At 43.1% G+C, this 26,365-nt stretch carries 17 protein-coding genes; 12 read left to right on the top strand and 5 right to left on the bottom strand.

From position 1 onward, the window contains the following. Positions 1-104: 104 nt before the first annotated feature. The 3 genes from WR49_RS11080 to WR49_RS11090 form a co-directional block, all read right to left on the bottom strand. Entirely contained in the window at positions 105-554 is a 450-nt protein-coding gene (locus tag WR49_RS11080) for a tellurite resistance TerB family protein (RefSeq protein WP_046224037.1), read from the bottom strand. 133 nt (positions 555-687) lie between these two features. Beyond that, positions 688-2,694 carry a hypothetical protein gene (locus tag WR49_RS11085; protein ID WP_046224038.1) on the bottom strand — a complete coding sequence of 669 codons (2,007 nt, stop codon included), beginning with the start codon at positions 2,692-2,694 and terminating at the stop codon, positions 688-690. Positions 2,695-2,702: 8 nt separating this feature from the next. Then, positions 2,703-3,191 (bottom strand): hypothetical protein, encoded by a 489-nt coding sequence (locus WR49_RS11090; protein ID WP_046224039.1) that lies wholly within the window; start codon positions 3,189-3,191, stop codon positions 2,703-2,705. A gap of 135 nt (positions 3,192-3,326) precedes the next feature. Between WR49_RS11090 and WR49_RS11095 the strand changes: the two genes are divergently transcribed. From WR49_RS11095 to WR49_RS11105, 3 genes are all read left to right on the top strand, one after another. Continuing rightward, positions 3,327-4,643 (top strand): MipA/OmpV family protein, encoded by a 1,317-nt coding sequence (locus WR49_RS11095; protein WP_046224040.1) that lies wholly within the window; start codon positions 3,327-3,329, stop codon positions 4,641-4,643. A gap of 167 nt (positions 4,644-4,810) precedes the next feature. After that, positions 4,811-8,881: an ATP-dependent RNA helicase HrpA gene (gene hrpA, locus WR49_RS11100; protein ID WP_046224041.1), complete on the top strand. Its 4,071-nt coding sequence runs from the start codon at positions 4,811-4,813 to the stop codon at positions 8,879-8,881. Between the two features lie 143 nt (positions 8,882-9,024). Continuing rightward, a complete protein-coding gene (locus tag WR49_RS11105; RefSeq protein ID WP_017057506.1) occupies positions 9,025-9,519 on the top strand; it encodes an outer membrane beta-barrel protein in 495 nt (164 codons plus the stop codon). 193 nt (positions 9,520-9,712) lie between these two features. On the opposite strand, the gene WR49_RS11110 is transcribed toward WR49_RS11105, so the two are convergent. Both WR49_RS11110 and WR49_RS11115 read right to left on the bottom strand, forming a co-directional pair. Then, on the bottom strand, positions 9,713-10,489 hold the full coding sequence (locus WR49_RS11110; protein ID WP_046224042.1) for a hypothetical protein: 777 nt from the start codon (positions 10,487-10,489) through the stop codon (positions 9,713-9,715). Continuing rightward, complete coding sequence (locus tag WR49_RS11115) at positions 10,410-11,192, bottom strand: hypothetical protein (RefSeq protein ID WP_046224043.1); 783 nt, start codon at positions 11,190-11,192, stop codon at positions 10,410-10,412. The genes WR49_RS11110 and WR49_RS11115 overlap by 80 nt, the downstream gene beginning before the upstream one ends. A 544-nt stretch (positions 11,193-11,736) precedes the next feature. Here WR49_RS11115 and WR49_RS11120 point away from each other — a divergent pair. From WR49_RS11120 to WR49_RS11160, 9 genes are all read left to right on the top strand, one after another. Next, positions 11,737-12,522 carry a TetR/AcrR family transcriptional regulator gene (locus tag WR49_RS11120; RefSeq protein ID WP_017057503.1) on the top strand — a complete coding sequence of 262 codons (786 nt, stop codon included), beginning with the start codon at positions 11,737-11,739 and terminating at the stop codon, positions 12,520-12,522. A 170-nt stretch (positions 12,523-12,692) separates the two neighbouring features. After that, on the top strand, positions 12,693-15,176 hold the full coding sequence (locus WR49_RS11125) for an efflux RND transporter permease subunit (RefSeq protein WP_082082762.1): 2,484 nt from the start codon (positions 12,693-12,695) through the stop codon (positions 15,174-15,176). A 101-nt stretch (positions 15,177-15,277) separates the two neighbouring features. Further along, complete coding sequence (locus WR49_RS11130) at positions 15,278-16,027, top strand: outer membrane lipoprotein-sorting protein (protein WP_443083161.1); 750 nt, start codon at positions 15,278-15,280, stop codon at positions 16,025-16,027. Positions 16,028-16,036: 9 nt separating this feature from the next. Continuing rightward, on the top strand, positions 16,037-17,269 hold the full coding sequence (locus WR49_RS11135) for a hypothetical protein (RefSeq protein WP_046224046.1): 1,233 nt from the start codon (positions 16,037-16,039) through the stop codon (positions 17,267-17,269). A gap of 160 nt (positions 17,270-17,429) precedes the next feature. After that, the gene (locus WR49_RS11140; protein WP_443083158.1) at positions 17,430-18,581 is read left to right on the top strand and encodes a GGDEF domain-containing protein; all 1,152 of its coding nucleotides are present in this window, start codon (positions 17,430-17,432) and stop codon (positions 18,579-18,581) included. A gap of 218 nt (positions 18,582-18,799) precedes the next feature. After that, positions 18,800-19,783, top strand: a complete 984-nt coding sequence (pheS, locus tag WR49_RS11145; protein WP_046224047.1) for a phenylalanine--tRNA ligase subunit alpha — start codon at positions 18,800-18,802, stop codon at positions 19,781-19,783. 18 nt (positions 19,784-19,801) lie between these two features. Next, complete coding sequence (pheT, locus tag WR49_RS11150) at positions 19,802-22,225, top strand: phenylalanine--tRNA ligase subunit beta (protein WP_046224048.1); 2,424 nt, start codon at positions 19,802-19,804, stop codon at positions 22,223-22,225. A 291-nt stretch (positions 22,226-22,516) separates the two neighbouring features. Further along, positions 22,517-24,754 carry a retron Eco8 family effector endonuclease gene (locus WR49_RS11155; protein WP_046224049.1) on the top strand — a complete coding sequence of 746 codons (2,238 nt, stop codon included), beginning with the start codon at positions 22,517-22,519 and terminating at the stop codon, positions 24,752-24,754. Positions 24,755-24,890: 136 nt separating this feature from the next. After that, positions 24,891-26,066 (top strand): reverse transcriptase family protein, encoded by a 1,176-nt coding sequence (locus tag WR49_RS11160; protein WP_046224050.1) that lies wholly within the window; start codon positions 24,891-24,893, stop codon positions 26,064-26,066. Positions 26,067-26,365: the final 299 nt, after the last annotated feature.

Raw genomic sequence — 26,365 nt, forward strand, 5'->3', positions numbered from 1 at the left:
ACCTTTCGCAAGTCCTTGCAGGGCAAGGGGCTTCGTAATCTTGCCCTAGTTTCTTAACCCGTCGCTTCTTATTTATTTCAGTTTCCAATTCATTATTTCAGGCACTAATTTTCGCCTAAAACACTTAACTTACTCTTGATAAAGTCACTGTGGTCAACGTAGAGCAGCTCTGCTGTTTTACGGATCACAGAGTCTTCAATTGGGTCTATTTCACCATCTGCATGCGCTACTTCCCACATCGCTTTTATTAAGTCGATTCTTACTTGCTGAGACAATTCTCTTAGTTGAGATGTGTAATCATACAGCGATACCGATTGCTCTACTTTTGGCTCGGCTTGTTCCAGTAACGCCTTTGCTTGCTTCTCATCTAAGTCTAGCAAGCGCTGAATAAGCTGAAGCTTAGCCACTCTTTCCGATTCATCGATCTGGTGGTCGGCACCCGCAACTTCACATAATAAACTCGCGATGGCGAGATTGGGTGATGCGACTTGGTTTTTGCTTAGGTCTTGGCCTTCTATTAATTGTTTGAAGATTGATGTAAGAGAATTAAACATAACGAGCTCCAGTGAATGTTTATATCGAGTTTGCAACGCTGATAGATATAACTATTGGGTTTACAGAGCGTGATCGCAAGCGTCTTTACTCAAAGCTGACATTACGGATAAGCGAGGGATAAGGAACACTTGTTTAATCCGGTTCAGGGAAGCGTGTGACTTTACCATCACTGCCTAATGTCGTGATTGACTGTGGTTTACCGTCACTGTCTAACTTTAACTCACCAATAGCACTGCGATTTGAAAGGCGATAAAAGGTCTGATTATCTGGACTTCGTTTCTCAATTTTTAAGCGTTTACGCTTGGTGAAATAGTTAAGAATCGAACGTGGGCTGTATAACAACCGGTCCCAAGCATCACAGAATTTAAGCAGTGAACCAGGAAAATGATTTTTGATCCCGCTGCACGTTATTTGGTAAATGTTCGGACTGTTTCTGCGATATCTTAGCTTTATATCGTAAGCAAAAGAGTAATGAACATCGCCAGAAAGAACGACAAAGTTGGTTGGCGTTTTAGTATGCGTAAAAATACTGATCAGCGTGTTGGCACTACCAGGGTGAGCCATCCAGTTTTCAGCATCAATTACCAGTGGCTTGCCTAGCGTGGTCATCATCTTTTGCAGCGTTTCAATGAACTTCACGCCAAACATCGGTGCCGCAGAAACGATCACCACTTTATCTTGATTCATTAACTGATGTTGAAACTCAATTAACGCCTCCCAGTCCATTAAACCGGAAGGTTTATTCATTCTAGATTCAGAGCGCCAACGACGCGTTCGAGTATCCAACACAATGACTTTGGGTGAGGTATCTATTGTATAATGCCACTCTTCAAAGCGACTCAGCATCTCAATAAAGGCTTGATGTTTTTCTGGCTCAATGTTGCTAACAGAGTGAGTAGTCACAGCATTGCCGGCTTCATTATGAGTTTGTTTAGTAATGAGCGGTTGATCGACAAAAAGCTGTTTTGCTTGCTCGATAAACGTTTCGTCGAAGCTTTCCGGTTTGTTACCCCAACCCTGACACATCCAGTAAGCCGCAAGGCCGTTACCAATGACTTGAGTCGCGAACTGGTTTTGGTCGACGGCATGTTCCCAACCCACGGTAAGGTTCCAATCATCAGTCACATCGTGATCGTCAAAGATCATGTACGTTGGAATATGCGCGAACAGACGCTGCACTTGCGGTAAGCCAGCAATGAAATCATCGATGATGACGCTTTCATCATGCCATTTTTGTTGCTCTGCAGGCGTTAATTTATTGCCGCCTTGTGTGAAATCGTTTTCTATTAATCGCTCACGGTTGATGTATTCCCATAGCGTGGGGGACCAAACCAGTAAGTACATAGCAATGAATTCAGACAAGGTGACCAAGTGGTTTTCACAATCAGTCGAACTGAAGATTGGAACTCCGCGACTTGGAAATATCTTATCGAGTAGAGAATTAGAACTTTTGTGGTGCGGTAAAAGGTGATGGCGTCGGTACAAGTGATATTCACTCATAAACAACATTTCGCTATTTTTTATATCGCTAGCTTGCGAATCGGTTGGCAAATTCTCACTAGCAAGTCCAAGTAATTGAATCACCTGTTGTATAGCATCAAGCGTTGGGCCTGCGACGTGATCGGCATAGATCTGATCTCCGCTCATCATCAATATATCTGGTCGCTCAAGCACCGTTTGTTGTGCGACTTTGTTATCAGCCGCAACGAGACTATCTTTACTTGGGTGATGAGGGTTTCGACAAGAGCCATGCAAGATGTAGTCAGCCGTTGTCGATATCTTAAATTCGATCCGAGAGCTGTCATTGTTGGTTCGCCTGTCTGTGTAAACCAAATGAGGTGCAAGGTCGGTTAACGAACCTTGCTCAGTCTTTATTTGGTATTCCAACGGAACGTTGGTTGGAAACTCACCTTGTAAATGAATCAAGGTTACCCAAGCATGTGTACCCACTTGAATCGATTCTTGTTCATCGAGTTGCGACGTATAAAAAGGCGCCTCTTGTCCTGCATTGAATAGTTCGGTTGTGCCAGTAAGCGGTGAGCTAGTCACTATCCAGAGTACGACTTCAGTTGCCGTAGTTTTTCTTAAAATCGGGCCAGCAAGTAAAAATGGAAGAGATGATGTCGTCGAGCGTTTCAAAACGGTTCCTAAATCGTTGGAGGTGTGTCGTTGAGTTTTTTTGTTTCAAGCGCAGAGGTGCCGAGTTCTGGTGTTTCAGGTTCGTTAGCTTCGAGAGTCGATATTTCTAATTCTGAAATTTCAGACTCTATTACCTCTTGCTCTGCTACCTCAGACTCTGCCATCTCAAGGACTTCGATAACTTCTGAGCTAGAAAGTTCATGGCCCATGAGAAATATCGCCAATAGGGCATCGGCTTTAGTCTGGGTATCGGAAGGGTCGTCTAAGACTTGCTCAAGCTTCTCTCGAATCATCGAAATTTCGTGCTCAACAAAACCACGGCCTTCGTCGTCCCCTTGGTTTTCTTCGGGGGCATTATCGAATTCCAGAAACAGCAATTCACCGTCTAACTTTGTGTTGACCAATCGCTCTGGTAACCACTCCTCACCCATAACGATATCTGGGTCGGAATCACTGGGTAAGTGGTTTATAATGTTTTGTAATTCTGAAACTTTCACAATACTTTCATTTGACCGAGAATATCCTTCATTGTAACGGTCATTGCTGTTCAAACCTAAAATTAGTTAGCCGGAATAATTAAGAAATGTCTATTCAGTAACACAATGTTTATTACAAAGAGTAATTACACAAGAATGAAGCACAAATTTTCACCGAAGCTCATCTCGTATGGGGCGGTTTTATTAAGTACCGCTTTTTTAGGTAACAGCGTGGCGTGGGCTGCGGAAGAGCAAGAATGGGGCATTGCTGCAATGTTCCGAACCGCGAGCATTCCTTACGACACTTCTGGTGGCGACCAGTCGGTTAACTCATTTGTCCCGATGTTATTCTTCAAGAACGATTACGTGTTTATTGACGGAACAGAAATGGGTGCATACCTGTACCAAACCGAAGATGAAAAGTGGTCATTTAACGCTATTTCTCGTATGCGTTTTATTGATATTCCAGCTTCAGAGCAAAACGCCATTGAGGGCGATACCGCTGATTTCGGTGCTCAATTCACTTACCAACTTGATGAGCAATGGGCTGTCGAGACGGAAATTATGAGTGACAGTGAGTACAACTTCCACGGTAATCTGCGTGTGAAAGCCAAGTATGAAACGGGCGATTGGGAATTCTCTCCAAGCGCGACGCTGCGTTATAAAAGTGCCGACTTCAATAGCGAATACTACTCAGCATCTAATGAAGCCATTGGTGCAGCTGTTGACCTCAATGTCGGCGTAGAAGCGCGTTATCATGTATTTTCAAACCTTTATCTATTGGGTTCGACCAGCGTGACTCGATTGGACGATAATGCTTACGATTCTTCGATTGTGAAAGACCGTTATCAAGGTGAACTCTACCTTGGCTTTGGTTTCTTCAATGATAAAGAGACGGCTCCAAAACCTAAGCTAAGTAATGCACCTTATCTGCGTGTTGCTCACGGCTGGGCAACGCCATCGAACATTGGTGAAATCATCACTTTCAACGGTGAGAAAGATGAATACAACAATCAGCTTACATCCTTCTTCTATGGTCACCCTTTAACTGACGAAGTGTTTGGTTTCCCGTTGGACATCTACCTAACGCCGGGTATTGCACACCACTGGAGTTCAGATGTGCAATCTAGGAGTACGGAATACATCATTGCGATCAAAGCCTACTACACGTTTGATTGGCCGACACAGTGGCGATTTGGTGTCGCAGAAGGTATGTCCTACATCGATTCGATTACCTACATTGAAGGCTCTGAAATGGACCGTAAAGGTTACACCGCAAGTCACTTGTTGAACTACCTAGACTTCTCATTCGATGTGAATGTGGGTGATTTAATTGGTAACAACGATTTGAACAACTTGTGGTTCGGTTATTCATTACACCATCGCTCGGCGATCTTTGAAAACGCCTCTCAGTTTGGTCGAATCAAAGGTGGCAGTAACTACAACACCGTTTATTTCCAATATGAGTTTTAACGATTGATTTAGGTGCTGATTGGACCTGAGATAAGAGCCTGACAGCCGCTGTGGAATCGCTGAGTTTTTAAACGTTAGCGCAGTTTTCACATAGCCCTCAGGCTTTTTTATTGAATACTTGTGGTACAATCGCGCGAGTTTATATAAGAGAAAGAATAGGACACGCTGTGACTTCGTCTCCGGAAAAAGCAGACAAAAACAACCATACTGCGAATCAGAGCCATGCCGCGAATTCAAACGCGACACCTGATTCCTCTGCAAATCAAGTTAAGCAAAACCCAAAACAAAACCAACAACCAAAGCAGCAAGCACCTAAAGCTAGCGCATCTCAAAATACCCCAGCCTCGCTTCGTAAGGCATTGAATGAGTGCATGATGCGCGATCGCTTCCGTTTAAGTAAGCGTATCTCTGGTGCAAGCCGTATTAAGAACGAACAATCTAAGCATGCTGTTTTCGATGAAATTGCATTAGATATTGCTAAGTCGATGATGACGGCAACCCAGCGTGCTGCACAAAAACCAACGATTGAATATCCAGAGATTCTCCCCGTCAGCCAAAAGCGCGAAGACATCGCGAAAGCCATTGCTGAAAACCAAGTGGTTATCGTGGCGGGTGAAACAGGCTCGGGCAAAACCACTCAGTTACCAAAAATCTGTTCTGAACTTGGCCGTGGCCGCTTTGGCCTAATTGGTCACACTCAGCCTCGTCGTCTTGCGGCGCGTTCGGTTGCCAACCGTATTGCTGAAGAGATGGAAACACAACTGGGTGAGTTTGTTGGTTATAAGGTTCGATTCAACGACCAGATTTCTGATAACACCCAAATCAAATTGATGACCGACGGTATTCTACTGGCGGAGATTCAACACGACCGTTTCTTAAATCAGTACGACACCATCATCATCGATGAAGCGCACGAACGTAGCCTGAACATCGATTTCATCATGGGTTACCTGAAAGAGTTGCTACCGAAGCGTCCCGATCTCAAAGTGATCATCACGTCGGCAACCATTGACCCTGAGCGTTTCTCTAAGCACTTCAACAATGCACCAATCATCGAAGTGTCTGGCCGTACTTACCCAGTAGACACGCGTTACCGCCCATTAGGTGGCGATGAAAGTGATTCAGACCGTGACCAAATCGAAGGCATCTTTGAAGCGGTTGATGAGCTGTGTGATGAAGGCCTTGGCGATATCTTAATCTTCATGAACGGTGAGCGAGAGATTCGTGATACCGCGGATGCACTAAGCAAACGTAACCTACGTGATACTGAGATCGTTCCGCTATACGCTCGTCTTTCGGCGGGTGAGCAAAACCGAATCTTCCAGTCTCATACTGGCCGACGCATCGTGCTAGCGACCAACGTAGCAGAAACCTCGTTAACCGTTCCGGGCATCAAGTATGTCATCGACCCGGGTACGGCACGTATCAGCCGTTACAGCTACCGCACCAAAGTACAACGCCTACCGATTGAGCCTGTGTCTCAAGCGAGTGCAAACCAGCGTAAAGGTCGTTGTGGTCGTGTTGCGGAAGGTATCTGTATTCGTCTGTACTCTGAGGAAGATTTCGAGTCACGCCCAGAGTTTACTGATCCAGAAATTCTTCGTACTAACCTAGCGTCTGTAATTCTTCAGATGACAGCGCTTGGCTTAGGCGATATTCAAGCCTTCCCATTTGTTGAAGCGCCAGATAAGCGCAACATTCAAGACGGTGTAAGGCTGCTTGAAGAGCTTGGTGCAATTGCGACAACTGAGCCTGCTGCGAACAAAAACAAGAATCAAGGCGACGATAAGAAGAAGCTAACGGCGATTGGTCGTAAGCTAGCGAAGCTACCTATCGATCCACGTTTAGCACGTATGGTGATTGAAGCGCCAAGCAACCGTTGCCTGCACGAAGTGATGGTTATTGCGTCTGCATTGTCGATTCAAGATCCGCGTGAGCGTCCATCAGACAAGCAGCAATCGTCTGACGATAAGCACAAGCGCTTCTTCGATAAAGAGTCGGACTTCATCACGTTTGTGAACCTATGGGATTACATTAAGCAGCAGCAAAAAGCGCTGTCGAGTAACCAGTTCCGCAAACAGTGTAAACAAGATTATCTGAACTATTTACGTATTCGTGAATGGCAAGATGTATATTTCCAAATTCACCAAGCAATGCGTGAATTGGATACCAAGTTGAACGACGAACCGGGCAGCTACGATGGTATTCACATGTCGCTACTATCAGGTTTGCTTTCGCACATTGGTATGAAAGACCAAGAGAAGAATGAATATCAAGGTGCTCGTAATGCGCGCTTCCATATCTTCCCTGCGTCTGGCCTATTTAAGAAACAACCTAAATGGATCATGTCTGCTGAGCTGGTGGAAACCTCAAAACTTTGGGGTCGTGTTATCGCCAAAATTCAACCGGAATGGATTGAACCTTTGGCGAAACATCTGATCAAGCGCAGCTACAGCGAACCACACTGGTCGAAGAAGCAAGTGGCAGTAATGGCTCACGAGAAAGTGATGCTCTACGGAATCCCAATCATTCCGAAACGTTTGGTGAACTACGGAGCGATTGACGCCACCGTCAGCCGTGAGTTGTTTGTGCGTAGTGCATTAGTAGAAGGTGAGTGGGAAACCAAACACGCCTTCTTCAAGCAGAACCGTAAGCTTCTACAAGAAGTCGAAGAGCTAGAGCATAAATCACGTCGTCGTGACATCTTGATCGACGATGATGAACTGTTCGATTTCTATGACCAGCGTGTAGGTGAAGAGGCGGTTTCAGGCCGTCACTTTGATACATGGTGGAAGAAGACTAGCCAGAAAACACCTGAGCTGCTTAACTTTGAAAAGTCGATGCTGTTCCGAGGCGATGCAAGCCACGTTACTGATTTGGATTACCCGAACTTCTGGCACCAAAACGGTATTAAGTTGAAACTGAGCTACCAATTTGAGCCGGGCGACGACAATGATGGTGTAACGGTACACATTCCGCTGCCTATCTTGAACCAAATTGACCCAAACGGTTTTGATTGGCAGATCCCAGGCTTACGCCAGGAATTGGTGATTAGTTTAATCAAGTCACTGCCTAAAACGCTACGCCGTAACTTTGTGCCTGCGCCAAACTACGCTGATGCGTTCTTAGCTCGTGTTACACCACTTGAAGCGCCACTGTTGGACTCTCTTGAGAAAGAACTGCGCCGCATGACAGGTGTTGAAGTAGTTCGTGAAGACTGGAAGTTAGACCAGATACCAGAGCACTTAAAGGTAACATTCCGTGCTTTGGATCATCGCAAGCGTAAGCTGAAAGAACAGAAAGACCTGCATGAGCTGAAAGAGAGCTTGAAAGACAAGGTTCAAGAAACGCTTTCTAAAGTGGCAGACGATGATATCGAACAACAGAACCTGCATACGTGGAGCTTTGGTGAGTTACCAAAAGTCTACCAACAGAAGCGTGGTGGCTACGATGTGAAAGCTTTCCCTGCGCTGGTGGATACTAAAGACAGCGTAGAGATTAAACTGTTCGAAACCGAGCAAGAGCAGATCTCAGCAATGAAGTCGGGTCAGCGTCGTTTAATCCTGTTGAACGTGCCATCACCGATCAAATACTTGCACTCGAACCTGCCGAACAAATCGAAACTTGGCCTGTACTTTAACCCATACGGACAGGTGCTCGATCTTATCGATGACTGTATCGCTTGTGGTATTGATAAGCTGATTGAAGAGAAGGGCGGTTTGGTTTGGGAACCAGAGCAGTTTGAAGCACTGAAAGAACACGTACGTGCAGAGCTGGGTGATACGGTTGTTGAGATTGCTCAACAGGTTGAAACCATCTTAACCACGGCATTCAGCATCAGTAAAAAGCTGAAAGGTCGTGTTGATCTTTCTATGGCATTCGCACTTTCTGACATAAAAGCTCAAGTAGAAGGTTTGATTTTTAAGGGGTTTGCCACAGAATGTGGATGGAAACGCTTGCCAGATATTCTACGCTATATGAAGGCGATAGAACGCCGCATGGAGAAGCTGCCGATTGACCCGAACAAAGATCGCTTACACATGATCAAAGTTGAGTCAGTAATGAACGATTACAAAGAGCTGTTGAATAAGATTCCAAAGGGGATCGCGGTTCCAGAAAACGTGAAAGAGGTGCGTTGGATGATAGAAGAGCTTCGTGTAAGCTTCTTCGCTCAGCAGCTTGGTACGCCTTACCCAGTGTCAGATAAGCGTGTTAAAAACGCGATTGATGCTTGCTAAAAGAATAAAGCTAGACGCAATGGCAAGGTTTGGGTATAAATCTTGCTTTATTGCATTACTAATTGAATAGTTAATACATACAGGGCGACTTGGTGGCAATTTATTACCACTTAAGGTCGGCCATTAGGACGAAAAGGTCGAATATGAAAAAAACGTTATTGGCACTAGCACTGCTAGGTGCATCTTCAACAGCAATGGCTGATTCATGGGTATATGGTGGTGTAATGGGTGGTCAAAACTCATTAGGCAATGAAGAAGAAACTGCGATGGGTATCCACGTGGGTACTGGTATTCTGCCATTAATCGGTGTTGAAGCGGGTTACTGGGATCTAGGTTCTTTCGATAGCGTAAAATATGGCAACACGGTTCGTAGTAACCTAGATGCAAGCACGGCATACCTAGCGATCAAACCAAGTATCGATTTCGGTCCTCTTCACGTATACGCGAAAGGTGGTCTTCATTCATACGAGCTGAAAGCTGACGGCTTCAAACAAGACGATGTAGATATCATGTACGGTGTAGGCGCTGAGTACTTTATTTTTGGCCCACTATCTGTAGGCGCTAGCTACCAAAACTTCAAAATGAAAGATGACGACTCAGGCGTTTTCTCTCTAAACGCAACTATCCACCTGCTGTAATTACTTGCAGTCAGTGACGGACTTACCGTTGGTCACGGATATTTGTTAAAGAGTTCGTAAGAATTCATAAAAAATGCCAGCTTGATAGTTGGCATTTTTGTATCTGTTAACCGTGTAATAGCTACTGCACTTTTTACGATAGACTGTATTTTCTTACAATCAACGGCACTCTAAATCGATAACGGAAGGGCGGTTACTTTTTACTGTTCAGAATCTTCTGAATTCTTGGGTTAATTGCTTTACCGTGTTTGCTTTCGTACTCTTCGCGTTTTAAATCGTTCAGGTTCTTTACGGAGTTAGCGGTAAGAAGGTAATCTGGTAACTCGGTGTCAAGCATACCTTTTTCATCTAAACGTTTCGCTTCTAAGTAGTATTTTTTGAACAGGCCATCGAGCTTGTTTTCAGCTGTACGTTTTAAATCGTACAGCTTGTTTTGGATTAACCACTTCTCAATCTTGTTCACACCACCGCGCGATAACACTCGAATACGGCTATCCAATAATTCCTCTTCAGTCAAAGAGTCTTTTAGGATCCAAAGCTCACCCATTTGCGGCGGCCAGCTGTTGCCAAGTTGAATACGTTCATGGCAGTGCATTAGCACACGGTTTAGGCCGTCTGAATCGACAGAGTTAGCAAATTCAATAAATTTACCGCTCGGCTCACTGCCGTATTGATATTCCCATTGTGTTTCGTATACGCTCAAAAAAGAGCCGAACACGTGGATACACCAATCTGTTAACTCCAACTCTGCAGGATCTTGATCAACAACAGGCACTTGCTGAGACGCACCTGAGTCTGCAGTTTGTCCCGCCGCTACTTTCACTTTGGTACTTTGATTTTCAATTACTTCAGGTACGACTGGAGCTTCACGTTGAACTTTCGGAGCTGGCTCAGAAGGTTGGCTTTTTGCCTTTTTGGATGAGCTGCTGCCTGAAGCGTTCAGATGGGCTAAGCTTTTGTCGATACCCATTTCCTTGAGCTTGTCCTGCATTTCCTGAATATTGAGAGGTTTTCTGGTTCTGTCTTTCATTTTGCTTCTCGTTAACTAGCCAGTACTGCAGCTTGGATTCAATCCGAGATAATGGCATTAATTCATTGGCTTTGGCTTTATACCAGAGGACAAATTTCTTCCATACTAAACTATGGTCACCGGACAAGCCGGAGAACTTAAATGCACGTTCTGCCCATGATGGTATCTCTTCTTCGTTGAGATCATGAGTCGAAACAGTATTGCTGTTCATTGAGCCTCGGCCTTGTGGGCGAGGGGCTTGCTGCATATTTTGCATTGGCGCCGGCGCAGGTTGAAACTTAGGTGCTGGTGCTGGTGCTGGTGCTGGTGCAGTAGAATACACTGGTATGCTATTGGGCGGTTGCGCTTCAACATCAACCTGAGCTTGTTCTTGTGCTTCCTCAATGAGCATTTTGAAAACGTGAATCTCTTTTTTGTCTCGATAATCTACTTTTATTTTATCGAGAAAGCCTTGGTCGACCAAGCATTTCAGGCAGTCGGCCAAACCAAAGGTAGAGAGAGCACAAAGCTGACCTGCTGATTGTAAGCACACATTGGTGTAGCCGCATTCATCAGCACCGTCTGCAAGCATCAATAAAACAAGCTTTTCTGCTGGGCTAGAAGTATTCACTTGCCAAGCTAAATAAGAATATTTGGCGCTCAAGATAGTGTTCTCAATAAAGGTAAATCGTTGCCACCATTGTAAGTCACCCCTAACTGAATTTATAGCAACTTAACAGAAAACGGCATTAGTAAGCCAAATATTAACCATAAGGAGAGGTCTGCCCCAAAAAGTAAGCCTACACTAATTCATTCTAGGTAAAAAGATGGCTAAAGATGAGGTTTTCGGCCGTATTTTTTGGGGCTGATTCTGCACCAAGGCTTAAAGTAACGTTGTCTATTAGCATTTTAGAATGCACTTCTAAATTTTGTATTATCCCCTCATGAACGTGCCTATCTTCCCTCTATACTGATTATTGATTGTTTTCTTCTCTATTTATCCATCTATTCATTAATTGTATCTAATTGACAAAATATCTTGATATGGTCGATATTTGCGCTATTATGACGATAAGTCAGTAATGACGAAGCGTCACAAAATGGTTGGCTACATGAATTTATCATTCGTGTTAATATATTGGATAGGAGCGTTTTAAATACTGGCGAAGCTTAGATAACGGCTAAGCTCATATATGGACTGAGAAATTATGTTTGGCTTTGGTTGTAAAGGCGATAAACAAGGTATCTTTGGTTGCAAAGGCGTGTTGTCTAAAAAGCAGCAGTCTATCGCAGACCGAGAAGTAGAATTGATGTTGTTAGCAAAAGATCTGGTTCGAGAACAAGGGTTCGGAAACCTCACGATGGATAAGCTAACGGCTGCGAGCTGTTATTCTAAAGGTACGATATACAATCACTTTTGCAGCAAAGAAGACGTGGTTTTAGCCTTGTGTATTCATTCTTTAAAGGCCGAGGCATTGATGTTTGCTCGCTCTGGAGAGTTTGAAGGCAACACACGCGAAAAGATCGTCGCATTACACGTTGCTTACCGAATCTATGCTCGCATGGAACCGGTACTATCAACTTGTGCGATCATGGCGAAAAGCCCGTGGGTACTAGAGAAAGCGTCTAGTGCACGCGTTACCGAGATGAACGAACTGGAAGAGCTGGTGATTGAACAAGCCGACTCTATGGTTAACCAAGCAGTAGAAGCGGGTGACCTAAAGTTCTCTTCTGGTGTGGGTTCAGATGCCATCGTGTTTGCAAACTGGTCAATCGCATTCGGTTCAAATGCCTTGTCACAGAACGCATCAAACAGTCGTTGTATCAAGCGGTTACAAGACCCGTATTCAGTATTACATAACGCAAATATGCTTCTAGATGGCCTAAACTGGCAACCCCTTTCTAGCGATTGGGATTACCGAAAAACCTGGCGTCGTGTAGAGCATGAATTGTTCAGTGAAGAAATTGCTTACTTAGAATCAGTAGGACGATAACCTTCCATTAAGCCCACTCATGTGGGTTTATTAATAACCATTTTTGACGATTCGTCATAACGTAAAATTGACCAAGTGTAGTTTTGGTTTTCTTGAACGTATGACTAAGAATTGTGTCTGTGTCAGCTTTGGCTGATTTTTTATGACACAAATATGACGAATCGTCACAAATGGAGACTGTGATGGAACATGACAGCCAGAAGCCCGCTTTAGAAACCCCTAATCTAAGCCGTAGCCGCTCAGATAGCAGTAACTTAGATAACGTGAATCTAAATAACTGTTGGTACTCAATACCGACCAAGCGTTCGTTTATCGTTCTGCTGGTGGTTCTTTCAATCATTGTGCTCTCTGCATTAGGGGCAAAGAACCTCTACTTCAGAGGAGACTACAACATCTTCTTCGAAGGCACCAACAAACAGTTGATGGCGTTCGAAGAAATCCAAACCACCTTTGCGAAAACCGACAACCTAGCGATTATTGTCGCGCCTGAAAATGGCAATGTATTCACCCCGGAAATCCTCACCTTAATTCAAAACCTTACGGTCGATGCGTGGCAGACTCCGTACTCAAGCCGTGTCGATTCACTTGCCAATTATCAGCACACCGAAGCCATTGAAGACGACCTCTTGGTGGAAGATCTGTTGTATGAAGGGTACGAGCATACACCAGAGCGAATCGCCAAAGTTAAACAGATTGCCCTAAACGAGCCACTACTCAAGAATGCGTTGGTATCAGCGTCTGGTGACGTGACTATTGTTAACGTGACCGTGCAATTACCTGAAGTGGATGAAACCGCGGAAGTGCAAGAAGTGATCGCGGCCATCAACACCATGATTGCCAAGTACCAAGCCGATTATCCGAATGTCGAGTTCCACAAGGCGGGCATCATTGCCATGAATGACGCCTTTATGATGTCGGCTCAGGAAGACAGCGCAACGCTCGTTCCATTAATGCTGTTGGTGGTGTTGGTGTTCCTGACCTTTATGCTGCGCTCATTCTTTAGTGTGGTTGCAACCTTACTTGTGATTATCTCGTCGATTGTGGCGACCATGGGGCTATCTGGCTGGGCAGGGATGTTCCTTAGCACGGCAACGGTCAACGTTCCAACGTTAGTATTAACCCTGGCCGTTGCCGACTGTGTTCACGTGATTGTGACCATGAGACAAGCCATGCAACGCGGGATGGAGAAAACACAAGCCATTCAATACAGCATCAAGCTGAATGCGATGCCTATTTTGATAACGTCTGTCACTACCGCGATTGGCTTCTTGATGATGAACATGTCGGATTCCCCGGTGTTGCGTGACTTCGGTAACTTATCGGCATTGGGTGTGATCATCGCATGTTTCCTATCTGTGACTATGCTACCTGCGCTGTTAAAACTATTGCCAGTTAAGGCTTTGCCTGCCAATGAAGCAGCGGAAAGCAAAGTCACCTTCATGGATAAGCTCGGTGATTTTGTGGTTGCTAACCGTAAAACGCTACTGCCTGTTTCAACTCTTGTGATTGTCGGCGCTGCGGCGTTAATTCCTTTGAACAAAGTGAATGATGAATCGGTGAAGTATTTCGATACCTCAAGTGAATTTAGACAAGCGGCCGACTTCATGGAGCAGACTGTAAGCGGCATGACGACCATCAGTATTGCAGTGAAAACCAACGAGTCTCAAGCGATAGCTGATCCTGTGTTTTTGCAAGCGATTGGTGACTTTACCGACTGGCTGCGTGTACAACCTGAAACCGACCATGTGGCAACGCTTTCCGATGTTTACATGCGTTTGAATAAGAACATGCATGGCGATGACGATAGCTACTACCAATTACCACTTAACCGGGAATTAGCTGCGCAATACCTGCTGCTTTATGAGATGTCTCTTCCTTATGGCTTGGACTTGAACAACCAGATCAACGTCGATAAGTCATCGATAAAAATGGTACTCACGGTCGATAACTTAGGCAGCGTAGAACTGGTTGAACTCGAAGAACGCATCTACTCATGGTTTGCAGCCAACGCGCCGCAATATGAAGTGGTCGCATCCAGTCCATCTCTGATGTTTGCTCACATCGGTGAAACCAATATGGCGAGCATGCTATCAACTTTGCCTATCACCTTAGTGCTTATCTCTGGTTTGATGATCTTTGCATTGCGCTCGGTTCGCTTAGGCATGATCAGTCTCGTGCCAAACATTGCCCCTGCAATTATTGGCTTTGGTATGTGGGCGCTTATCTCTGGTGAGATCAACCTTGGATTGTCGGTCGTAGTCACCCTTACTTTGGGTATCGTGGTTGATGATGCAGTGCACTTCTTAAGTAAATACCAACGCGCACGATTGGAAGGGAAATCCGCGGAGGAAGCGGTTCGTTATGCCTTCCACACTGTTGGCCGTGCATTGTGGATCACCACTGTTGTGCTCGTCGCTGGTTTCTCTGTACTGGCGATGTCGAGCTTCAGACTCAATTCCGACATGGGCTTACTCAGCGCGATTGTGATTTTTATTGCGCTGGTGGTCGACTTCATCTTGCTACCAAGCTTGCTGATGATCTTCGACAAACAAACTCACTATTCAGATAAACCTCAGCACGAATCAAAGCTATCTAAAGTCGATCAATCTAGCCCGTCTAAACCAGTTGGCGAACTGTCTACGTCGACCAAATAAGGAATCGTCAGCCTGCTGCGGTGGGCTGACTCAAGGAGAAATTTATGAAAAGCATTAAACACTTTATTACAAAGAAAACATTAATAACGTCATTGATAACAATGAGCGCGTTTGCAGCTTTCTCTGCGTTAGCAGACCCAGCGAAAGGCCTAGAAATTGCCGAGCAACGTAAAGCTGTCGATATGGGATGGGGGGATTCTGTCACGACTATGGAGATGCTACTTCGCAACAAACAGGGCGAAAGCAGTACGCGCATAATGCGATTGAAGTCGTTAGAGGTTGATGACGATGGCGACAAAGGGCTGACCATTTTTGATGAGCCACGTGACGTCAAAGGCACGGCTTTCTTGAACCATTCACACATCTCTAAATCGGATGACCAATGGCTATATTTGCCTGCGTTGAAGCGTGTAAAACGCATCTCTTCACGTAACAAATCGGGCCCGTTCATGGGCAGTGAGTTTGCTTATGAAGACTTAAGTTCGTTTGAGCTAGAAAAGTACACCTTCAACTACATTGAAGACGCCAAAATCGAAGGTGTCGATACCTTTGTTTTAGAGCAAGTGCCGACCGACAAAAATTCAGGCTACACCAAGCAGAAAGTATGGCTCGATCAACAATATTACCGCCCCGTTCAGGTTGAGTTTTACGACCGTAAAGGCGCACTGCTCAAAACCCTCTCGTTCCAAGACTACCAACAATATCTAAACCAATACTGGCGCGCTCACACCATGTCGATGCAAAACCACCAAACAGGTAAAAGTACGGTATTAACCACGACAGATTTAGCGTTCCAGACCGGTCTTAAGGACAAGGATTTTCAAAAAAACACACTTAAACGTGCAAAGTAAGGCAAGAATATGAAAAGGATTGTGTTAACAGGAACGCAGTTATCTTTAACCTTGGCAGCGACAGTCGGGCTTATGCAGGTGTCGTTGCCATGTGTGGCGGCTGGATTTAGCTCTGAGTTCGTAGAACAGATTAGCCCACAGTTTGCAGGGCAGGTTAACCTTGAACACAGGCAGTTCATTAGCGACGGCTTACAAGGGCAAGATAAAGGGCAAAGCTCACTGGTGTTACAACCAGAGTTTTATTGGGAGCAAGAAGAGGGTAATGGCAGCTTTACCTTCACGCCCTTTTACCGCCTAGACAGTGAAGACGACGAGCGAAACCATGGTGACATTCGTGAAGCCCTGTACCTAACGTATTGGGATGACTACGAACTGCGAGCGGGTGTCGGCAAGGTGTTTTGGGGCGTGACCGAATCGGCGCACTTAGTGGACGTAGTAAACCAAACCGATGCTATTGAATCGGTCGATGGTGAATCGAAATTGGGTCAGCCTATGGTGCACTTCACATCGATAAAAGAGTGGGGAACCATCGATGCTATGTTACTGCCGTATTTTCGTGAGCGTACCTTTGCAGGGGAAGACGGACGGTTAAGATCAACCGTACCTGTATCAAACGATGCGCTTTACGAATCTTCGAGAGAAGAAAAGCATGTTGATGTGGCATTGCGTTATAGCCAAATGTACGGCGACTGGGATGTCGGTTTAAGTTATTTAGGCGGCACAAATCGCGACCCTTATTACCGTGTGGAAGGCAGCAATCTCAAGCCATACTACGCACAAATGCAGAATTTCGGGCTTGATGTACAAGGCATTATTGGCGATTGGTTGTGGAAGCTAGAAAGCATTTATCGCGACAGCTACGACAACCACACTGGCGTGGCGACAGGCTTTGAATACACGTGGGTTGGGGCGCTAGAGTCGTATTGGGACATCGGCTTCATTGCTGAATACTTGTATGACAGTCGAGGCAATAACGCCCAAACCATCGGCCAAAACGATGTGTTTCTTGGTGCGCGTTTTGCCTTGAACGATGAAGACGGCACCGAAGTGCTTACAGGCATAACTCAAGACTTAGATAACAGCGATGTCTACAGCGCGAAGCTCGAAGCATCAAGCCGAATCAACAACAATCTCAAGTGGCGATTAAACGCTTGGTTGTTTGAGAACGAAACCCCAGAAGACTTGTTGTTCTTTGCTCGTAAGGATGATTTTGTTGAGGTAGCGTTGGAATATTATTTCTAGTGTTAGTTTGGTGGGGCGTTCTTGTTAAAGGGCGCGTCTCAGATTTAAGACGTGCTGTATTTATAATGTTAAACGTCTTCTTTTTATAAAATAGAGCAAATAATCGAATAGTCCTATAGGTAAGATGGTTATATTTTTTGAGTATCTATAACCTCCGAATATGCATGTGAATCGTGCTGGTGGTATCGGCCCTAAGGGATCTATGAGTTTATTTAATTGGGATCAAAACTTTGAAACAGGCATTGGTGTTGTCGATGAACAACATCAATACCTTGTTGGTTTTATCAACCACTACGGAAATCTTTTGTCAGAGAATACAATCTCTATAGACGACATTAACATCGCTTTACTCGATCTCACACGCTATGCCGAATTTCACTTTAAAGAAGAAGAATCTTTGATGAGAGATTGCGGTGTGTATGAGCGACACATTGAAGAGCATATCAAAGTGCATCGTGTATTTATGCAAGATATCTACAGTATGCAAGCTTTCATCATGGAAGAAGATCAGCCGTCAGCACGGCAGCTATTAGACTTCCTCATCCACTGGCTTGCTTACCACATCCTCGGTATCGACCAAAACATGGCGCGACAAATGACCGCCATAGAAGAGGGCGCAACACCTCTACAAGCCTTTGAAGCAGAAGAAAAGCAGCAAGATTCTGCGACTGTCCCGCTGTTGGCTGCGCTTAACGGCCTGTTTGAACAAGTATCTGAACGAAACAAACAGTTGTTACGCTTCAATCAGTTACTCGAAGACAAAGTCGAGGAACGGACGGCAGAATTGAAACGAGCGAGTAAGAAACTTGAAGAACTGTCGTTAACAGACTCACTCACTCATTTGCCTAACCGCCGCAGTGCCTTTAAGCAGTTAGCGCTACATTGGCAAGACTCCAAAGAACTGGGTATGCCTTTAGTGTGCATTATGATTGATGCCGACAACTTCAAGCGCATTAATGACACCAGTGGCCATGATGCAGGTGACTTGGTGCTACAAACCCTCGCGAACGAACTGAAAAACAGGTTTCGCAACGATGATATTGTGTGTCGATTAGGGGGCGATGAGTTCTTGGTGATTTGCCCGGATACTGACCTTAATGGGGGCATGCACATCGCAGAAACGACTCGACAGAAAGTGTCTGAATTAGAGATCGAAACTGGCAACCAAGCTTGGATTGGCAGCATTAGTGTCGGTGTGGCTGAAATGAGCCAAGAGTTTGAAACAATGAATGAATTGATTAAAGCGGCTGATGAGTCTGTTTATTTAGCGAAAAACGCGGGGAAGAACAGCGTTTGTTCGATTCAGATCTAGCCTTCAGGTCATTTCCAAATTAAGAAGTGGAACCAGTAATTGTTCCACTTCTTCCTACTCCTCATTAATGTCCTGTTAAATTTGCCGTGTTTTTAGTCAATAACTTGTTCTTTTAGCGATTCAATTTGGCATTAGTTGCGTGTTTGATTACTATGTGTAGCTATCTAAAAAACTAATCATCCGATACGGACACTACCCAACTGGTAGATGAGGAAATGATGCAACATCTAGAAGAGATCATTGCTAATGCAACGACTGCTATTGATACAGCAGATTCGTTAGTCGCACTTGATGAAGTGCGAGTTCAGTATTTAGGTAAGAAGGGTGAACTCACTCTTCAACTACAAAGCCTAGGTAAACTTCCACCTGAAGAGCGTCGCACTGCTGGTCAAGAGATCAACAAAGCGAAAGGTGCTGTTCAACAAGCGATCGCAGCTCGCAAAGACGCACTTCAACGTGCAGAGCTTGAAGCGAAACTAGCTGAAGAAACTATCGATGTGAGCCTACCAGGTCGTCGCATTGAGAACGGTGGTCTTCACCCAGTTACTCGCACAGTTGAGCGTATCGAACAGTTCTTTGGTGAGCTTGGCTTTAGCACTGAGTCTGGCCCTGAGATCGAAGATGCATTCCACAACTTTGATGCACTAAACATCGCAGACGATCACCCAGCTCGTACTGATCACGATACTTTCTTCTTCAACCCTGATCTAATGCTACGTACGCACACTTCTGGTGTTCAAATCCGTACGATGGAAAACGGCCAACCGCCATTCCGCTTCATTGCTCCGGGTCGTGTTTACCGTAACGACTACGATCAAACTCACACGCCAATGTTCCACCAAGTGGAAGGTATGTTAGTTGATGAGAACGTAAACTTCGCACAACTTAAAGGCATTCTTAACGATTTCCTTTGTAACTTCTTTGAAGAAGAAGTTGAAGTGCGTTTCCGTCCTTCATTCTTCCCGTTCACAGAGCCTTCAGCTGAAGTTGACGTGAAACGTAAAGATGGCAAATGGCTAGAAGTTCTAGGCTGTGGCATGGTTCACCCTAACGTACTTCGCTCTGTTGGCATCGACCCTGAGAAATACTCTGGTTTTGCATTCGGTATGGGTGTAGAGCGTCTAACGATGCTTCGTTACGGCGTAAATGACCTTCGTGCGTTCTTCGAGAACGACCTTCGTTTCCTTAAACAATTCAAGTAATCCGGGGCAGTCAAAACTATGAAATTCAGTGAATCTTGGCTACGCGAGTGGGTTAAACCTGCAATTAACAGCGAAGAGCTAGCTCACCAAATCACTATGGCTGGTTTGGAAGTTGACGATGTAGAACCTGTTGCTGGTGAATTCACCGGCGTTAAAGTAGGTAAAGTGGTTGAGTGCGGTCAGCACCCAGACGCAGACAAACTACAAGTAACTAAAATTGATATCGGCGAAGCCGATCTTGATGGAAATAAACAGCTTTTAGACATCGTATGTGGTGCATCTAACTGTCGTCTTGGCCTAACTGTAGCAGTAGCAACAGTTGGCGCAGTACTTCCTGGTGACTTCAAAATCAAGAAAGCAAAACTACGTGGCGTTCCATCGCACGGCATGCTTTGTTCTTTCTCTGAGCTAGGTATCGACGTAGAATCTGATGGCATCCTTGAGCTGCCTGAAGGCACAACGCTAGGTATGGACGTACGTGAGCTTCTTGAGCTTAACGACGTAACTATCGACGTAGACCTAACAGCAAACCGCGCAGACTGCTTCAGCATCCGTGGCCTTGCTCGTGAAGTTGGCGTACTAAACCGCGCAGACGTTACAGAGCCAACAGTTGAAACTGTTGCAACAAGCATTGAAGACACAGTATCTGTTGAAATCAAAGCAGCTGATGCTTGTCCACGTTACCTTGGCCGTGTGGTTAAGAACGTAAACGTGAAAGCGGACACTCCAATCTGGATGCAAGAAAAACTGCGCCGTTGTGGTATCCGTTCAATCGACCCAGTTGTAGACATCACAAACTACGTGATGCTAGAGCAAGGCCAACCAATGCACGCATTTGATCTAGCTAAGATCGAAGGCGGTATCGTGGTTCGTCTAGCAGAGCAGGGCGAAAAGCTAACACTTCTCGATGGCAACGAAGCTGAACTAAACAGCAATACGCTTGTTATCGCTGACCACAACAAAGCACTAGCAATCGCTGGTATCTTTGGCGGTCAAGATTCAGGTGTTACAACTGAAACAACAGACGTACTTCTTGAAGCGGCATTCTTCGCACCGGATCACATCCGTGGTCGCGCACGTGCTTACGGCCTTCACACAGATTCTTCTCTACGTTTCGAACGTGGTGTTGATTCAACACTTCAAGCAGCAGCAATGGAGCGTGCAACAGAGCTTCTAGTTGAGATCTGTGGTGGTGAAGTTGCGCCAGTAAACGGCAGCGAATCTGAAGCTGACCTTCCTAAAGCAAACGTAGTTGCTCTACGTCGCGCTAAGCTAGACAGCCTACTAGGTCACGAAATCCCATCTACAGACGTAGTGGAAATTCTTACTCGCCTAGGTTGTGAAGTTGAAAGCACTGATGCAGGTTGGACGGCAACGTCTCCATCTTGGCGTTTTGATATCGCAATCGAGCAAGACCTAATTGAAGAAGTAGGTCGTATCTACGGTTACGATAACATTCCAAACCAAGCGCCTAAAGCGGCACTTAAAATGAATGACCACAAAGAAGCTAACCAGCCGCTTAAGCGCGTTCGTGACCTTCTTGTAGACCGTGGCTACCACGAAGCAATCACATACAGCTTCGTAGAACCAGAACAGCAAAAGCTTGTTGTACCTGGTGTTGAGCCGCTAATTCTGCCATTCCCAATCTCTGCGGACATGTCAGCAATGCGTCTTGGCCTAATCCAAGGTCTTCTAAACACAGTGGTTCACAACCAGAAGCGTCAACAGTCTCGTGTTCGTCTATTCGAATCAGGCCTACGTTTCATCCCTGAAGCAACGGCTGAAAACGGCATGCGCCAAGAAATGATGCTTGCGGGCGTTATCTCTGGTACTCGTGGCGAAGAGCACTGGGACATTGCAACTAACACTGTAGATTTCTTCGATCTTAAAGGTGACCTAGAAGCCGTTCTTGAGCTTTCTGCAAACGAAATCGCATACAGCTTCAAAGCCCTTTCTTCTGAAGCAAAAGAGCGCAACCCAGCACTTCACCCAGGCCAGTCAGCAGTGATTATGGCTGATGGCAAAGAAGTCGGCATCATTGGTACTGTTCACCCAGAACTAGAGCGTAAGTTTGGTCTTAACGGCCGCACTATCGTATTCGAAATCGAATGGGCAGCTATCAACACTCGCGTGCTTCCAGAAGCAGTAGCGGTATCTAAGTTCCCTGCAAACCGTCGTGATATCGCCGTAGTTGTTGACGAAGCAGTTGCTTCTGGCGACATCGTAGAAGCGTGTATCGCTGCTGGTGGTGAATTCCTAACAGGCGCTAAACTGTTCGACGTATACGTTGGTCAAGGCGTTGAAGAAGGTAAGAAGAGCCTAGCAATCGCACTTAGCCTACAGTCTGTAGAGCGCACACTAGAAGATGCGGACATCGCTGGTTCAGTAGATGCTATCGTAGCTTCAATCTCAGAGAAATTCGGCGCAGCACTTCGCGACTAATCTCTTCTGATAGATAGAAAACCAAAGGCCTCGCATTGCGAGGCCTTTTTTTTGTCTCTAGAAACATTGTTAATTTGGTCGTCTATCAAATATTTCATATATGGGTAACTTTGATAGATTAGAGATGTGCCAATTAACTTACCAAAATGTTAGATTGTGCTGGTTTTTAATCGATTCAATACCTGATAATGGTAGTGGTTCTATGTATATGACAATAAAATAAAGATAACACTCTAACGGTGACTTGTTTACTGTAAAATAAACTATTGAAAAAATTGAGATCAAGTAGAGATGGCGCTTAAGTCTGTAAGAATCAAAAACATATTATCCTTTGAAGATTGTACTATAACTAATTTTAGCGACTTCAATTGTATTATCGGTAAAAATAATGTTGGTAAGTCAAACTTTTTAAAAGTTTTAGAGTACTTTTACTCAAATTTAAAAAATGAATCAGTTATACCGTTACCACTTCAATCTAATTATTCTAGTGTAGGTAAAATAACAATAACATACGACACCACTAGACTGGAAGAAGTAATTAAAAGTAGAAAAAGCAAAAGTGATTATCAAAAACATATATATAGCTCTCTATTTAAAGATGATAACTTTAATTTGGTTGTAAATAGGAAGATTAGAAAAGAGTTTAAGCTAACATTAATAATTAATAGCAATGGTTCTATTAGTTGGTCTGATAAAGACAAAAATGTGAGAAAGATAATAAACAGAATATATCCATTGTTTTCAATAGATGTTAGAAAAATGGATTTGTATGATTGGGACAAGCTTTGGAAAACAGTTAGTCAGCTTAAGTTTCTAAATACTAAGTCTCTGAATACAAGTCAAATAGTCGACTTCTTCGATGAGAGAGTTTCAAAAAAAAGTAACGCTTATAAAGATTATGTAAAAATCGTTGGGGAATTGACTCAAGCATCGCCATATAATTATCAAGACATGGTTCTTAACTATATAAAAGTTGGATTGAGCGGGCATAAATTCAATATAGACGGTTTTGAATTAAGTACACAGTCTGACGGGACAAATTCACATAGATTTATTGAACTTTTCCTATCGTTAATTATTACTCTTACAAGAAGAGAGTATATTACTCCTATTGTATATATTGATGAGCCAGAATTAGGTTTACATCCCAAGTTAAATGAAAGATTAATATATAATTTACATAATCTATATAACGAACTCAAAAAAAATACGGATAGCAAAAAACTAGGAAAATATGCAACACCTTATCCTACAGTGTTAATGACTACACATTCACCTAATATTCTTAAATCCGTAATAAAACAGTTCAAGAATGATGGTGAACATAGTGTTTTCCATTTTGGATTGCAATCAAGAAAAACAATTGTTTCACTACTAAATACAAAGTTCAAGGATAAGAGGTTTCTCAATGTATTTAGTGATAACGAAGCTAGATTATATTTTAGTGATTTTATTCTATTCGTTGAAGGTGAAACAGAGTTAGAGTTATTTGGTAACATGAGCTTAGTGGAAAAGTATGGTTTCCTAAACAAGGTGGATATTTACAAAACAAATGAAGTGATGCTCCGTTCCATTAACCCTAGAGAATCTAAAGCTCCTATCCCATACTTAAATGTTTATGATGCCGATAAGATGTTGACTTACAACTTTGATAACAAGGAATTTATTTTAAAGAAAAAAGAAGTTAATCTGCATGAGCTAAAAGATAGATACAAATATGCTACATTTATTTCCCCTAACTATCCTATAAAAAGGGCACTAAAGTCCATTTTGACAATCGATGGTGTCTCTATATCTGTTAATAAGAAAGGGACGGAGTTTTCTAAGCTATCTTATCTTTCATTTATAAATAAGTGTAATAACATATTATTAAAAACTGATCGAGTACATGTAGCGCCATCTACGATTGAAGAAACTTTGATCTGTAAAGAGTCTAGGAAAATGGCAATTCGCTGGTTAATAAACCAAACAGAAGAGCTCGTCGAAGGAACTCTAATGATTGGTGGTGGAGGTGATATAAACAAAAAACTGGATAGTTTTAGGCGTAGATTTAAAAAAGATAATATTGACTACTTCTATAAAAATGTGTTCACACCCCACGAATATAATGGGGATTTATCAGAGGAAAATAAGGATTTTGTAAAACAAATTCTTGTACTTAATTTGAAAAAATTGCTGAAGCAATTCTATATTAAAAATGATGACTTAAATAGAAACGATCAAGTCACAACGTTACGTCTTGCGTTAGATGGTAAAACTCACACATTATGTAGTCAGAAATCAAAAAATTATGAGAGTGCTATTAGCCCTGAGCTTAGGAATGCTGTCGATAACATCAAAGAACAATGCTTAAAGAAGCTTCCTATGCAGTTAGGAAAAACGGGTGGCTGGGTAACATCGTTTTTAAATTTTGCAATTGCAGACATTGAGAATGAATCCTATACCGATAGTGAATTTCGTGAGAAATTTTCTAGGATTTTCCCACACTTGGATGATATACTTAAGAAGATTTCAGTATCGATAGTTTAGAGAGTTTTTGCTCGCAAATTCGATATTTTTATATCCTAGTCTCAACATTGTCTGACTCTGTGCATCCCTGTGTAGGTGTACTTTTAATGCACGACAAGTTCGTGAAAAGATGAATTAGTATCCATGTGGAATCATAATGAAAAATTATACTGTTAATAGTTCTGTTTTATCCGTTCTTAAAGAGTGTACATTTTTCGATGAAGGGAGTGGCTTAAAGTCACTCCCTTCAACTCACTTTAAAGAAACTAAAGTTGGGAAAAAGTTCGTATATGTACCTTCTGGTTCAGAAAGAAACCATATTAATGCTATACATGAATCTTTAAATAAAAGTTTATTTAGTCGAATCCCAATTAATCAAGCAGCTACTGCTTATTCGAAAAATAAGTCGTACTTAAATTTTCTTGAACCACATAGGAATAGCTATTACTTTTTAAGGTTAGATCTCAAGAACTTTTTTCATTTCATTAATAGAACTGTAGTAAGAAACTCCATTTCAGAGCATGTGTCTTCATCTGAGGTTATTGAAGGATGTAGTCAATCTAATTTGGATTTTATAGTCAATATTTTAACGATTACGCTCCCTGATACATCAAAAAATGAAGAGTTTTCAGGTAAGACAATTTTGCCTATAGGTTTTAAATCATCTCCTGTCGTATCTAATATAGTATTTAGAAAGTTAGATATTCTAATAGAAAGGTTTTGCGCCAAGAATAATGTGACTTATACTCGTTATGCGGATGACATGCTTTTTTCAAGCTCGACCGTGAGAGATGATAAATATCGAGAGAAATCTGTTTTTGATGACTTGTTCAAGAAGAAAGAGAAAGTCCCATTTTTGCATTCAGATAAGTTTATAGAAGAAATTTCTTTCATAGTTAATATTGATGGGTTTAAATTAAATAGAAAAAAGACGGTAAAGTCAAAGAAGCACTTATCACTTAATGGATATTTAATATCGGGTTCAGATTATCCTTATTTGAGCGGTAGTATAAGGATATCTAATAAGAAAACAAAGATAATATCAAAAATGATTCATGAATGTAATAAAGATCAGGATGACATATCGCTATATAAATCTGTATTTGGCGTTAATCCGTCAAAAATAAATTTCAGATATAAGCCAAATGAGGCTTTTTTGATTAAATATTGTCGTTCTCAGGTTCTAAATAAGTTGGTGGGTTATCGTTCATATTTAATATCAATACTGAAGTTTAATGAAAATTACTCATGTATAGACGGTAAATTTATAAATAAATGTGAAAGTCTGACTAGATGCCTAGAAACTATAATTGAATCTCGAATGGATAAGTAACTTAGGCGTACAAAGATAATTTAAATAGTAGTTATATGTTAGTAGAGTTTTTATTGATAAAACTTTTTACGTCCAAAGACTAATTGCATTTTATTTATTGACTTATAAATCAATAATCATATCCCTGTAAACAGATCAAGGTGTCTTTTTCCTACTCTTATACCTGTCAAAGTAGAAAGGACATAGTTAATTGGGAGCTTCTCTTTCATTACAGTTAACTCATTATGTAGCTGAAACGAGTTGGTTAAGCTGCCATCAAAGAAGCCCTCTTTATTTAAACCCCTTGACCCGTCTACAAC

The organism is Vibrio sp. ECSMB14106 (genome assembly GCF_000972265.1).
Taxonomy (GTDB): Bacteria; Pseudomonadota; Gammaproteobacteria; order Enterobacterales; family Vibrionaceae; genus Vibrio; species Vibrio kanaloae.